This is a genomic window from Sphingomonas sp. DC4900, assembly GCF_049896485.1.
Lineage (GTDB): Bacteria > Pseudomonadota > Alphaproteobacteria > Sphingomonadales > Sphingomonadaceae > Sphingomonas > Sphingomonas aquatilis.
This window is the reverse complement of record NZ_JAFCUK010000019.1, coordinates 1-11,508: the sequence shown is the minus strand read 5'-3', so window position 1 is coordinate 11,508 and position 11,508 is coordinate 1. Positions and strand designations below refer to the sequence as shown.

The window sequence follows — 11,508 nt, the reverse complement described above, 5'->3', positions numbered from 1 at the left end:
AGCGCCGCATGACCCTCATCGTCTTCCCCGCCATCGACCTCAAGCGCGGCCAGGTCGTCCGCCTCGCCGAGGGTGATATGGACCGCGCCACCGTCTATGGCGACGATCCCGCCGCGCAGGCGATGCTGTTCGCCGACGCGGGCGCGCAGCACCTGCACGTCGTCGACCTCGACGGTGCCTTCGCCGGCGAATCGGTGAATGGCGAGGCGGTGCGCGGCATCGTCTCCGCCTTCCCGGGCCACGTCCAGCTGGGCGGCGGCATCCGCAACCGCGCCAGCGTGGAGCGCTGGTTCGACCTCGGCGTGTCGCGCGTCGTCATCGGCACCGCCGCGCTCGAGGATCCCGACTTCGTCCGCGAAGCCGCGCGCGACTTCCCCGGCGGCATCGTCGTCGCGGTCGACGCGAGGGACGGCATGGTCGCGACCAAAGGCTGGGCAGACGTCTCGACGACCAGCGTCGTCGACCTCGCCCGCCGGTTCGAGGATGCCGGCGTCGCCGCGCTCCTGTTCACCGACGTCGGCCGCGACGGCCTGCTCAAGGGCTGCAACGTCGACGCCACCGTCGACCTCGCCCGCGCCGTGTCGATCCCCGTCATCGCCAGCGGCGGCGTGAAGGGCATCGACGACATCCATCTGCTCTCCATCCATGCCAAGGACGGCATCGAAGGCGTCATCACCGGCCGCGCGCTCTACGACGGACGGCTGGACCTGTCCGCGGCGCTAGCGGTGGCACGGGCGGCGTGATGATGTTCACGCGAAGACGCGAAGACGCTAAGATGCCGCGCGCGTGGCCGCGTCTTTCCACCGCCGCAGGCGGCCAGCCGTCTCCCGATCGCGATTGCAGAGCGACCCGTGGCCAAGCGACCGGACCTCTTCGCGTCTTCGCGTCTTCGCGCGAACATCAAAGGCCATCCGCATGACCGTCCGCGCCCGCGTGATCCCCTGCCTCGACGTCGCCGACGGCCGCGTCGTGAAGGGCGTGAACTTTGTCGAATTGCGCGACGCCGGCGATCCGGTCGAGCAGGCGCGCGCCTATGACGCCGCCGGTGCCGACGAGCTCTGCTTCCTCGACATCACCGCCTCCCACGAAAACCGCGGCACGATCCTCGACGTCGTGCGCCGTACTGCCGCGGTGTGCTTCATGCCGCTGACCGTCGGCGGCGGCGTGCGCACCGCCGACGACGCCCGCGCGCTGCTGCTGGCGGGGGCGGACAAGGTCGCGGTCAATTCCGCCGCGGTCGCACGTCCCGAAGTCGTCGCCGACATCGCCGAGCGCTTCGGCAGCCAGTGCTGCGTCGCTTCGGTCGATGCACGCCGCGTCGGGGACCGCTGGGAGGTCTTCACCCACGGTGGCCGCCGCCCGACCGGGATCGACGCGATCGAGCACGCGCTGCGCCTCGCCGATCTCGGCGCGGGCGAGTTGCTCGTCACCTCGATGGACAAGGACGGCACCCGCTCGGGCTACGACCTCGATCTGGTCCGCGCCATCGCCGATCGGGTCAGCGTGCCCGTCGTCGCCTCGGGCGGCGTTGGCGGCCTCAACGACCTCGTCGCCGGCATCCGCGACGGCCACGCCAGCGCCGTGCTTGCCGCCTCGATCTTCCATTTCGGTGAGGCGAGCATCGCCGATGCGCATAACGCACTGGCACAGGCGGGAATTCCGGTCCGCCGGCCGATCCTCGCTTAGCGTTTCCGCAAGGCTTGACCGCTATACAGGTCAGCCATGTACACCATTTCCTTTCGGCATGAGTACAACCTGCTGGATATCCAGTGGCAGAGGCTGTTCGATCTGGCCGGCGTCGAACGCTATGCTGCGGAACTGGTGGACCGGTTCCGCAAGGAAGGCTTCACGAACGGCTATCGCCTGCGGATCGACATGGGCGCGTGCAGCGTCCAGCCCGTCCAGGCCGCTGCGGCGATCCATGAGCGACTGGCCGGCTTCCCGCGCGCCAGCCGCATCGCCATCGTCACCGCCAGCGCGATCACCCGCCTGCAAGTGCAGCGGCTGATGACCCAGCCCTATCTGCGCATCTTCGACACTGCCGAGGCGTCATGGGACTGGCTGACCGCGCCAGACGCGGTCGCCGCGGCATGACGTCGCTCGCTCTGCTGTCGGTCGCCGGCGGCCATTCCGGCACCGTCCACCGCCGCACCGGCCCCGAATGGTCCGACATCGCGCTGTTCGTCGTCGCGGCGCTTGGCCTGTGGCTCGTCCGGCGCGCGCTGCGCCGTCGCTTTGCGCACCGCAACGCCGACAAGGATTGACCCCGCCCCCTCCCCCGCGCCAAGCGGGGCCTATGGACCCGCTCGACCGCCTGGACGCCACGATCCGCAGCCGCCGCGATGCCGATGCCGGCACGTCGTACGTCGCCAGTTTATTCGCCAAGGGCCGGCCTAATATCGCGCAAAAGGTCGGTGAGGAAGCGACCGAAACCGTCATCGCCGCCTTGGCGGAACCGGAGAAACTGGCGTCCGAGGCGGCGGACCTCGTCTTCCACCTGCTCGTCCTGCTCGCCGACGCCGGCCTGTCGCTGGACGACGTCCGCGCCGAACTGGCGCGCCGCGAAGGCGTGTCGGGCCACGTCGAAAAGGCCAGCCGGTAACGCGGCCGAAACGCAGCTCACGGTCCCTTCCCCTCGTCACCCCGGACTTGATCCGGGGTCCCGCTTCTTCTTGCCGTCGCAGGCAGCGGGACCCCGGATCAAGTCCGGGGTGACGGATGAGGGCAGTACCATCACAAAAACCTGAGGCTCGATCGCCCTCCACAACCTGGCTACACAGGCCCGCAGGAGGACCCGTATGCCGATCGACGCCACCCTGCCCTATGACGACCAGAACGTCTTCGCGAAGATCCTGCGCGACGAAATCCCGTCGAAGCGTGTGTACGAGGACGATTACGCCGTCGCCTTCCACGACATCGCGCCCGTCGCGCCGGTCCATATTTTGGTGATCCCGCGCGGCCCCTACGTCTCGTGGGACGATTTCAGCGCCCGCGCGTCCGACGCGGAGATCGCCGGCTTCGTCCGCGCGGTGGGGCATGTCGCGCGCGACCACGGCCTCGTCGCCCCCGGTTATCGTCTGCTCGCCAACATCGGCGGCCATGCCGGGCAGGAGGTGCCGCACCTCCACGTCCACCTGTTCGGCGGCGCGCCGCTGGGCCCGATGCTCGCGCGGTAACGCCATCCACCTGCATTAAGGGGATTGCCTCCGTTTCATTTGAGACTAGCATCCCCCGCTTCACCAATGCGGCGGCGCGTTCATGACCGTTACGCACCTGGGGGGATACGCTACATGATATTCGGGCGCGTCAAACCACTCGACGCCATTCTCGCCACGGCCGAAAAGAAGGGCCTGCATCGCTCGCTCGGGGCCTTCCAGCTCACCATGCTCGGCATCGGCGCCGTCATCGGCACCGGCATTTTCGTGCTGACGTCCGAAGCCGCGCAAAAGGCGGGGCCGGGCATGCTGCTCAGCTTCCTCGTCGCCGGCTTCATCTGCGCGGTCGCCGCGCTCTGCTATTCCGAACTCGCCTCGATGGTGCCGGTGTCGGGTTCGGCCTACACCTACACCTATGCGGTGACGGGTGAGATTCTTGCCTGGATGGTCGGCTGGGCGCTGATCCTCGAATATGCGGTCGGCGCCAGCGCCGTCGCGGTCGGCTGGTCGAACCACGCGGTCGGCCTGCTCAACGGCATCGGCTTCCACGTGCCCGCCGCGATCAGCAACGCCGACGCACTGATGGCGCACATGTACCTCGCCTTCGGTGCCGCCCCCAGCCCTGATCTGACGCAGGCGATGGCGGTGGGCGGCTGGGTCAACGTGCCCGCGATCATCGTCGTGTCGTTCGTCACCTGGCTGCTGATCATCGGCACCACCGAAAGCGCGCGCGTCAACGCCGTGCTGGTCGCGATCAAGATCACCGCGCTCACCGCCTTCGTCGCCCTGACGATTCCGGTGATGAAGGCGGACAATTTCAATCCGTTCCTGCCCACCGGCATCGGCAATCCGTTCAGCTCGTCGGGCCTCGGCGTGCTGGGTGCCGCCGCCTCGATCTTCTTCGCCTATGTCGGCTTCGACGCGGTCTCGACCGCCGCGGAAGAAACGAAGAACCCGCAGCGTAACGTGCCGATCGGCCTGATCGGCAGCCTCGCGATCTGCACCATCTTCTACATCCTCGTCGCCTCGGGCGCGATCGGGGCGATCGGCGCGCAGCCGGTCACCTCGCTCGCCGGCAAGGTGCTCTCGCCAGGTACGCCGGAAATCGCCGGCCGCTGCGCCGCGATCGTCGCCAGCGGCGCACTCGAACCGCTCGTCTGCTCGAAGGAAGCGCTGGTCCACGTCCTCGACGTGATCAACTGGCCGATGATCGGCCGCCTCGTCGGCCTCGCCGCGGTGCTGGCGCTGCCGTCGGTCGTGCTGATGATGATGTTCGGCCAGACGCGCATCTTTTTCACCATGGCGCGCGATGGCCTGCTGCCGAACAAGCTCGCCTCGGTCCACCCGCGCTATCGCACGCCGCACGTCGTCACGCTGATGACCGGCGTCGCGGCGGCGGTGGCGGCGGCGATCCTGCCGGTCGGCAAGCTAGCCGATTACTCCAACGCGGGCACGCTGTTCGCCTTCTTCATGGTGGCGATCTCGGTGATGGTGCTGCGCCGCACCGACCCCAGCCGTCATCGGCCGTTCCGCACGCCGGCGGTCTATGTCGTCGCGCCGCTCGCGATCATCGGCTGCGTCGTGCTGTACCTGTCGCTGCCGCTGACGGCGAAGCTGGTGCTGCCGATCTGGGGCCTTATCGGCCTCGTCATCTACTTCGGCTACAGCCGCAGCCGCTCCTACGTCGGTCGCGGCATCATCGACGTCGTCGACGATGCGTCGATGCAGCCCGAAACCGCGCGCAAGCTCGACTGATCGGTTCGCCGGTCGCGCAAAAAAGGCCGGGGGAGCGATCCCCCGGCCTTTTTGTTTGTGGGTAGCAGAGGCGCCGGCCCTGGGCCGCGCCCTCGGCTCGACGCGGCTTACGCCGCCAGCCGCGTCATCCAGCCCTCGGCATGCGCGAAGGCCGGAGCGTCATCGACGTCCAACCAGTCGAGGTCGCTGCAATCGACCACGTGCGCCCGGTCCTGCGCGGCAAGGATGCGCACACCCTCGGTCAGCGACGGGCTATCGAGGCCGGCAAGCACATCGAAGAACGCCTGCCCCACCGCGAACACGCCGGTGTCGTAGCAGTCGTGCGGTTCCAGCTCCTTGCCGATCGCGACGATCCGGTCGCCACGCGTCGCGACGCAGGTGACGTCGAGCGGATCGACCCAGGGATGCCCCAGCCGCCGATCGATGCCGAGCCGCAGCCCCTCCCCCGCACCCGCGCGGGCAAGGCGCCGGTAATGGCGCGGCAGCACCAGATGGTCGCACATCGCCATCACCGCGCCCTCCGGCCCCACCAGCGCCCGCGCGGCGAGCGCGCTGACGCCGTTGGGCTGGTGGAAATCGGTCATCACCGTCAGCACCTCGACCGGCCAGTCGCGGCCGGCGAGATGGGCGGCGATCGCATCGGCGCCATAGCCCAGCGTGACGATCACGCGGGTGAGGCCCGCCACCGCCATGCTGTCCAGCGCATGGTCGATCAGCGCCCGGCCCGCGACCGGGCACAGCGGCTTGTACGGCGTGACCGAGCGCAGGCGGGTGCCCTGACCGGCGGCGAGCAGCAGCCCCGTCGTGATCATCAGGCGGCCTTGATGAAGTCCTCGACCGCGATCTGCGCGAGATCGTCGGTCATCTGGTGGCGCGGATGCTTGCAGAAATAGGCGGATGCGGGGTCGATGACGCCGGCAATGCCGCGGTCCTTGGCGATCGCCGCGCAGCGAATCATGTCGATCGCGACGCCCGCCGAGTTCGGCGAATCCTCGACCGAAAGGCGCAGCTCCAGGTTCATAGGCACGCCGCCGAACAACTGGCCTTCCATGCGCAGGAAGCAGACCTTGTTGTCGTTCTGCCAGGGCACATAGTCCGACGGGCCGATGTGGACGTTCTCGTCCTCCAGCCGCTCGGCCGCAACCGACTGCACCGCTTCGGTCTTCGACACCTTCTTGCTGGCGAGGCGGCGGTGGTTCGACATGTTGAGGAAGTCGGTATTGCCGCCGGTGTTGAGCTGATAGGTGCGGTCCAGCTTCACGCCGCGCTTGGCGAACAGGTCGGTCAGCACGCGGTGGACGATCGTCGCGCCCAGCTGCGCCTTAATGTCGTCGCCGATGATCGCGACGCCGGCATCCTCGAACTTCTTCGCCCATTCGGGGTTCGACGCGATGAAGACCGGGATGTTGTTGACGAAGGCGACGCCGGCTTCCAGCGCGCATTCGGCGTAGAATTCGGTCGCTTCCTGGCTGCCGACGGGCAAATAGTTCATCAGCACGTCGGTGCCGCTCGCCTTCAGGTCGGCGACGACCTGTTCCTTGGTCGGCTGCGTGTCGTTGGCGACCACGAAGGTGCGATCGTCCTTGTAGTCGCTCATGTGATCGGCGACGCCGTCGAGCACCGCGCCCATCTTCACGACAGTGCCGGTCGCCGGGATGTTGGCGGCGAAGACCGCGGTGCAATTGGGCTTGGCGAAGATCGCTTCGGCGACGTCCTTGCCCACCTTACGCGCATCGACGTCCCAGGCGGCGACGACCTTGATGTCGGACGGCTTATAGCCGCCGACTTCCCAGTGCATCAGGCCGACCGTGTCGTTCGTGCCTTCGCGGTAATATTCGAGTCCCTGGACCAATGAGCTCGCGCAATTGCCGATGCCGACGATGGCGATGTTGATGCTCTTCATGAATGACCCTGTTCGCTGGATAGAAGGATGGAATGCGGCGCTTGGCCGTGGACGAAGCGGCGCTCGACGCGCCGGTGACGGATGAGGCCGATCAGACAGATGGCCGACAGCGGGCCGATCTCGACCCACCAGAAGATACGCGGATTGCCGATCAGGCAGGCGAGGCAGATCGTCCAGACGCGGACGTTCGCGGTGAGCAGCGATTGGAGGCGCATCACCGGCACCGCGGCGGCGGCATAGGCCGCACCGAAGGCCGCACGGTCCTCGGCCACACCAAAGCGGCGTTCGAACGGCATAGAGATGCGATCGACGCTGCCCGCGACGCTGTCATAAACGCGCACCAGCCACGGGCCGGTCGGCACCGGCACGCTCACCAGCGCCTCCCCGCGTGCCCGGCGGTGGAAGCGGGCGCGCTCGCCCTCGTACAGGCTGGATTGCACCGCGTGGCAGGCGCCCGCGGCGATCGCCAGCACCCAGCCCCCGGTCGTGCCGACGGTATAGGCGAGCGACAGATAGATCAGCGCGAAGACGCCGTGATCGCACAGCCCGTCCAGCGTCCGCCCGAGCGCGCTCGCGGTCCGCGTCGCCCGCGCGATCATGCCGTCGAGCCCGTCGGCAACGAGCCAGGCGACCGAGAAGGCGAGGCCGACCAGCGCCATCAGCGGATCATGCCATTGCGCATAGGCGAAGGCGGCGACCGTGCCGCAGGCAAGGCCCGCGAGCGACACCGCATTGGCCGACACGCCGTGCCGCAGGGCAAGGGGGAGCAAGGCGTGCGACGCGGGGTGGATCAGATAGAGGTTGGATGGGTCCTCGATCCGGCGATCGCGTGAGCCATCCCGGGGAGGCGGTGTCATCAGGGCTTCATATTGCGCCCGTATGCTACCGAAGGCAATATTCTACGGAACGTTTCGGCGCAGTTCGTTCAGCCATACTGACGCAGTGCCATCCGACGGTGCCCGCCAATCGCCCCGCGGGCTAAGTGCCCCACCCGCCGACACCTTCGGCCCGTTGGGGATCGCCGACCGTTTGAACTGGCTGGTCTGGAAGAAGCGAACCAAAAAACGCTCCAGCCAATATTTGATCGTCGGCAGGTCGTAGGCGACGCGCGCATCGGCCGGAACATCCTCCGGCCACCCGCCCTGCGCCGCATCGCGCCACGCATGCCAGGCGAGGAAGGCGATCTTCGACGGCGCCAGCCCGTGGCGGATCACGTAATGCGCGAAGAAGTCGTTGAGCGCATAGGGCCCGATCATCGATTCCGTCGATTGCATCGCGCCCGTATCGGCATCGGCGGGCACCAGCTCTGGCGAAATCTCCTGCGCCAGGATCGTCGCGAGGACGGCGTTGGTGCCCGCGTCATATTGGTCCGTCCGGATGCACCAGCGGATCAGGAACTGGATCAGCGTCTTCGGGACCCCGGCGTTGATCGCATAATGGCTCATCTGGTCGCCGACGCCATAGGTACACCAGCCGAGCGCCAGCTCGCTGAGGTCGCCGGTGCCCAGCACGATGCCGCGACGCTGGTTGGCCAGACGGAAAAGGTAATCGGTTCTGAGGCCTGCCTGCACATTCTCGAACGTGACGTCATAGACCGCCTCGCCGCTGGCGAAGGGATGGCCCATGTCGGCAAGCATCTGGCGCGCGGCGGGGCGGATATCGATCTCGTCGGCGGTACAGCCCAGCGCCCGCATCAGCGCCCAGGCGTTGCCCTTCGTCGCCTCGCCGGTGGCGAAGCCCGGCATGGTGAAGCCGAGGATGTCCCCGCGCGGCCGCCCCATCCGGTCCATCGCCTTCGCCGCAACGATCAGCGCATGCGTCGAATCGAGCCCGCCCGACACGCCGATGACGAGCGTCTTGGAACCGGTGGCCGACAGCCGCTTCACCAGCGCCTCGACCTGGATATTGAAGGCTTCGTAGCAATCCTCGTCGCGGCGCGCGGGATCGTCTGGCACGAAGGGGAAGCGGCGGATTCGCCGGTCGAGGCCGGTATCGCCGTCGCGCGCGCCATGCGTAAAACCGATTCGACGAACGTCGCGCTCGGGGTGCCCCGCCGCCACCGCGCTGTCGTTGAACGTGCCGTTGCGCAGCCGCTCCTGCACCAGCCGCTCGCAATCGATGTCGGCGACGACAAGCTCGGCCGCGTTCGAGAAACGGCTCGATTCGGTCAACAATTCGCCCAGTTCGTAGATCAGCCCCTGTCCGTCCCAGGCGAGATCGGTCGTGCTCTCCCCCGGCCCCGCTGCGGAATAGACATAGGCGCAGGCCGCGCGCGCGGATTGCGCGGCGGCCAGCAGCATGCGTTCGCGCGCTTTGCCGATGACGATGTTGGAGGCGCTGAGGTTGCAGCAGATCGTCGCCCCCGCCAGCGCGCCCATCGTCGACGGCGGCGTCGGCGCCCAATAATCCTCGCAAATCTCGGCATGTACAACGAAGGCCGGCATATCCTCCGCCGCGAACAGCAGATCGGTGCCGAACGGCACGCCCTCCTCGCCCAGCCGGATCGTCAAACCGGTCAGGCCCAGCCCCGGCGCGAACCAGCGCTTTTCGTAATATTCGCGGTAATTGGGCAGGAAGCTCTTCGGCACCACGCCCAGAATGCGCCCGCGATGCACCGCCACCGCGCAATTGTAGAGCCGCCCGTTGCGGACCAGCGCCGCGCCGACGAGCAGCAGCGGTGCGTATCCCGCGGTCCGTTCGGCGAACGCTACCACCGCCGCGCCGCTGGCCTGCTGCTGCGCCGATTGCAGGTGCAGATCGTCGAGCGCGTAGGACGTCAGGTTGAGTTCGGGAAAGACGACGCAATCCACACCGCGCGCATCCGCCTCCCGCGCCATCGCGACCGCCGCATCGAGGTTCGCGTCGATATCGCCGACGCTCGCGCGCGGTGTCGCGGCCGCAACGCGGACCATCTGGTGGGCGTGGATCGAATGGAAACGCTGGGTCATGGTGGCAAGGCTAGCCGCTGCGAGGAAGGGGGGCTAGCGGCAACGGTTCGTGGCCTGGGGCGATCCCGTCAATTTAAGACTTAAGACATTGATAATGAAAGCATTGCTTTCTCTTCGTCACCCCGGGCTTGACCCGGGGTCCCGCTTTTCCCGACCTAACGAAAGAAGAAGCGGGACCCCGGGTCAAGCCCGGGGTGACGACGAATTGGAGACGCCCTACTTTCCCCCCTCGCGACGGGTCAGCGCCGCCACGCAGCTCGCGCGGTCGATCGTGCTGCCATCGGGCTCGCGCGCGTCGAGATAGGTGACGCGCGGCCCCTCATTCTCCTTCGGGTACAGATAGGCGTCGAGCACGCAGATCGGCCCGGCGAATTGCAGCTTGCGCGCCGCGCCCTCGCGAATGTCCGCGTCGGGCTGGCCGAACAGGCGGACGAGACCCGCCGCATCCTGCCCGATCACCCGCTCCAACCCGGCGCTGGTATAGGGCACGACCGGCCGGCTGACCGTCGGACCGACCGCACCCGGTGCGGCGCACGCGCCCAGCCCTGTCGCGAGCGCGAGGCTCAAGATCGTGCGCGTCGTCATGCGTGTCCCCCTCGCCCCCCGTGGAACAGGTGCGTCGCCATTGCCGCGCCCAGGATCGGCGCGAACAGATTGACGAGCGGAACCACGAACAGTCCCGCGACGGCAAGACCCAGCACGAACCGCTGGCCGCGAGTCGCCTTGCGCCAGCCCCGCATCGTCGCATCGTCGATGTGCCGGCTCGCCACCATGTCGCTTAGGTCACGCCCCAGCAGCCAGCCATTGACCAGGAAAAACGCGATCGCCGGCCCAATGGCGGTGAACAGCAACGCGAGATAGACGGGCGTCATCACCAGATTGATGCCCAACGCCCGCACCGCCGACGCGAGCGCCATCCGCCCGGACCGCACGAACCCGACGTCCCGCGCCACGGCATGCGCGGCGGGATAATGACGCGCCTCCACCGCAGCGACGATCGCGTCGCCGAACAGCCCGATCACCGCGATCGCGACCACGCGGAACAGCAGCCAGGCGGCAACGACGAACACGACCACCGTCAGCGCCCCCGCCAGCCCGTCGCCCAGCGCCGCGCCCAGATCGGAGAAGGCCGCGTGCAGTCCACCGAACAACGCCAGTCCGAGCAGGACGAAGATCGCCACCGTCAGCGCCAGCGACTTCGCCAGCACCCGCAGGATCGCGGCGTCGCCGAGTTGGCCGAGCGAGAGGGTGAAGGCGCGGAGCATGGGACGTGGGGTGGCGCGTGCGATCGGGGCCGTCAACGGCTGGCACGTCACGGGCCGCCACCTTCTCTTCGTCACCCCGGACTTGTTCCGGGTGTGGATTCACAAACGAAGTGCAACGGGATGAAAGCCTCTGCGGGTGTTTGGAAGCCGAGGCATTTTCGGGGTGTATGGTTGTGTTTGGCGAGGATGTCGTCGAGTTTGCGTTGGGACAAGTCTCCGGCATCGGTTTTGCGCGGTAGGTCGCGCCTTAAGCGACCGATGGCATTTTCCACGCCGCCTTTCTGCCAGGGCGATCGAGGATCGCAGAACCAAGTGTCCAGCGCGAGCCGCTGGGCGATGCGTCGATGGCGTGCGAACTCGGTGCCGTAGCACATTGGGAAGCGCTGGTTCGGGAGCCGCTATGGCCCTGATGAAGACAAGGCCGCGTAGCGGCCGCAGACTTCATCAGGGCAAGCCATGGCCGGTCAGCAGGTATCTAAAGT

The 11,508-nt window shown here is 67.6% G+C and carries 13 protein-coding genes and 1 pseudogene; 7 read left to right on the top strand and 7 right to left on the bottom strand.

Translation table 11 applies throughout. From position 1 onward, the window contains the following. The first annotated feature begins 8 nt into the window (after window positions 1–8). The 7 genes from hisA (at window position 9) to ACP690_RS16245 (ending at window position 4,910) form a co-directional block, all read left to right on the top strand. Window positions 9–743 carry a 1-(5-phosphoribosyl)-5-[(5-phosphoribosylamino)methylideneamino]imidazole-4-carboxamide isomerase gene (hisA, locus tag ACP690_RS16275; protein ID WP_043060087.1) on the top strand — a complete coding sequence of 245 codons (735 nt, stop codon included), beginning with the start codon at window positions 9–11 and terminating at the stop codon, window positions 741–743. 172 nt (window positions 744–915) lie between these two features. Beyond that, window positions 916–1,686, top strand: a complete 771-nt coding sequence (gene hisF / locus ACP690_RS16270; protein ID WP_426261670.1) for an imidazole glycerol phosphate synthase subunit HisF — start codon at window positions 916–918, stop codon at window positions 1,684–1,686. A gap of 36 nt (window positions 1,687–1,722) precedes the next feature. Continuing rightward, the gene (locus tag ACP690_RS16265; protein ID WP_017979370.1) at window positions 1,723–2,094 is read left to right on the top strand and encodes a hypothetical protein; all 372 of its coding nucleotides are present in this window, start codon (window positions 1,723–1,725) and stop codon (window positions 2,092–2,094) included. Continuing rightward, a complete protein-coding gene (locus tag ACP690_RS16260; protein ID WP_165800932.1) occupies window positions 2,091–2,264 on the top strand; it encodes a hypothetical protein in 174 nt (57 codons plus the stop codon). The genes ACP690_RS16265 and ACP690_RS16260 overlap by 4 nt, the downstream gene beginning before the upstream one ends. 32 nt (window positions 2,265–2,296) lie before the next feature. Beyond that, window positions 2,297–2,602, top strand: a complete 306-nt coding sequence (locus ACP690_RS16255) for a phosphoribosyl-ATP diphosphatase (RefSeq protein WP_426261669.1) — start codon at window positions 2,297–2,299, stop codon at window positions 2,600–2,602. 196 nt (window positions 2,603–2,798) lie between these two features. Beyond that, window positions 2,799–3,176, top strand: coding sequence for a histidine triad nucleotide-binding protein (locus tag ACP690_RS16250; protein ID WP_043060092.1), 378 nt, complete (start codon window positions 2,799–2,801; stop codon window positions 3,174–3,176). Window positions 3,177–3,290: 114 nt separating this feature from the next. Then, complete coding sequence (locus ACP690_RS16245) at window positions 3,291–4,910, top strand: amino acid permease (RefSeq protein WP_017979374.1); 1,620 nt, start codon at window positions 3,291–3,293, stop codon at window positions 4,908–4,910. 107 nt (window positions 4,911–5,017) lie between these two features. Here the strand turns inward: ACP690_RS16245 and ACP690_RS16240 are convergent, their stop codons facing one another. From ACP690_RS16240 to ACP690_RS16210, 7 genes and pseudogenes are all read right to left on the bottom strand, one after another. After that, window positions 5,018–5,722, bottom strand: a complete 705-nt coding sequence (locus ACP690_RS16240) for an NTP transferase domain-containing protein (RefSeq protein WP_426261668.1) — start codon at window positions 5,720–5,722, stop codon at window positions 5,018–5,020. Continuing rightward, window positions 5,722–6,813, bottom strand: coding sequence for an inositol-3-phosphate synthase (locus tag ACP690_RS16235; protein ID WP_017979376.1), 1,092 nt, complete (start codon window positions 6,811–6,813; stop codon window positions 5,722–5,724). Before ACP690_RS16235 ends, ACP690_RS16240 begins: the two co-directional genes overlap by 1 nt. Continuing rightward, window positions 6,810–7,670 (bottom strand): CDP-alcohol phosphatidyltransferase family protein, encoded by an 861-nt coding sequence (locus ACP690_RS16230; RefSeq protein ID WP_426261667.1) that lies wholly within the window; start codon window positions 7,668–7,670, stop codon window positions 6,810–6,812. The genes ACP690_RS16235 and ACP690_RS16230 overlap by 4 nt, the downstream gene beginning before the upstream one ends. A gap of 42 nt (window positions 7,671–7,712) precedes the next feature. Further along, window positions 7,713–9,761 carry an NAD(+) synthase gene (locus tag ACP690_RS16225; protein ID WP_426261666.1) on the bottom strand — a complete coding sequence of 683 codons (2,049 nt, stop codon included), beginning with the start codon at window positions 9,759–9,761 and terminating at the stop codon, window positions 7,713–7,715. Window positions 9,762–9,977: 216 nt separating this feature from the next. Then, window positions 9,978–10,346 (bottom strand): hypothetical protein, encoded by a 369-nt coding sequence (locus ACP690_RS16220; RefSeq protein WP_426261665.1) that lies wholly within the window; start codon window positions 10,344–10,346, stop codon window positions 9,978–9,980. Beyond that, window positions 10,343–11,026, bottom strand: coding sequence for an EI24 domain-containing protein (locus ACP690_RS16215; protein ID WP_426261664.1), 684 nt, complete (start codon window positions 11,024–11,026; stop codon window positions 10,343–10,345). Before ACP690_RS16215 ends, ACP690_RS16220 begins: the two co-directional genes overlap by 4 nt. A 71-nt stretch (window positions 11,027–11,097) precedes the next feature. Continuing rightward, window positions 11,098–11,391 (bottom strand): annotated as a pseudogene (locus ACP690_RS16210) (transposase); the annotation flags it as partial. Window positions 11,392–11,508 lie beyond the last annotated feature (117 nt).

Excerpts from the sequence above, each read along its gene's own strand:
- ACP690_RS16245 (WP_017979374.1), top strand. The coding sequence starts at position 3,291 with ATGATATTCGGGCGCGTCAAACCACTCGACGCCATTCTCGCCACGGCC.
- ACP690_RS16225 (WP_426261666.1), bottom strand. The coding sequence starts at position 9,761 with ATGACCCAGCGTTTCCATTCGATCCACGCCCACCAGATGGTCCGCGTT.
- ACP690_RS16240 (WP_426261668.1), bottom strand. The coding sequence starts at position 5,722 with ATGATCACGACGGGGCTGCTGCTCGCCGCCGGTCAGGGCACCCGCCTG.
- ACP690_RS16260 (WP_165800932.1), top strand. The coding sequence starts at position 2,091 with ATGACGTCGCTCGCTCTGCTGTCGGTCGCCGGCGGCCATTCCGGCACC.
- ACP690_RS16265 (WP_017979370.1), top strand. The coding sequence starts at position 1,723 with ATGTACACCATTTCCTTTCGGCATGAGTACAACCTGCTGGATATCCAG.
- hisA (WP_043060087.1), top strand. The coding sequence starts at position 9 with ATGACCCTCATCGTCTTCCCCGCCATCGACCTCAAGCGCGGCCAGGTC.
- ACP690_RS16230 (WP_426261667.1), bottom strand. The coding sequence starts at position 7,670 with ATGACACCGCCTCCCCGGGATGGCTCACGCGATCGCCGGATCGAGGAC.
- hisF (WP_426261670.1), top strand. The coding sequence starts at position 916 with ATGACCGTCCGCGCCCGCGTGATCCCCTGCCTCGACGTCGCCGACGGC.
- ACP690_RS16250 (WP_043060092.1), top strand. The coding sequence starts at position 2,799 with ATGCCGATCGACGCCACCCTGCCCTATGACGACCAGAACGTCTTCGCG.
- ACP690_RS16235 (WP_017979376.1), bottom strand. The coding sequence starts at position 6,813 with ATGAAGAGCATCAACATCGCCATCGTCGGCATCGGCAATTGCGCGAGC.
- ACP690_RS16220 (WP_426261665.1), bottom strand. The coding sequence starts at position 10,346 with ATGACGACGCGCACGATCTTGAGCCTCGCGCTCGCGACAGGGCTGGGC.
- ACP690_RS16255 (WP_426261669.1), top strand. The coding sequence starts at position 2,297 with ATGGACCCGCTCGACCGCCTGGACGCCACGATCCGCAGCCGCCGCGAT.
- ACP690_RS16215 (WP_426261664.1), bottom strand. The coding sequence starts at position 11,026 with ATGCTCCGCGCCTTCACCCTCTCGCTCGGCCAACTCGGCGACGCCGCG.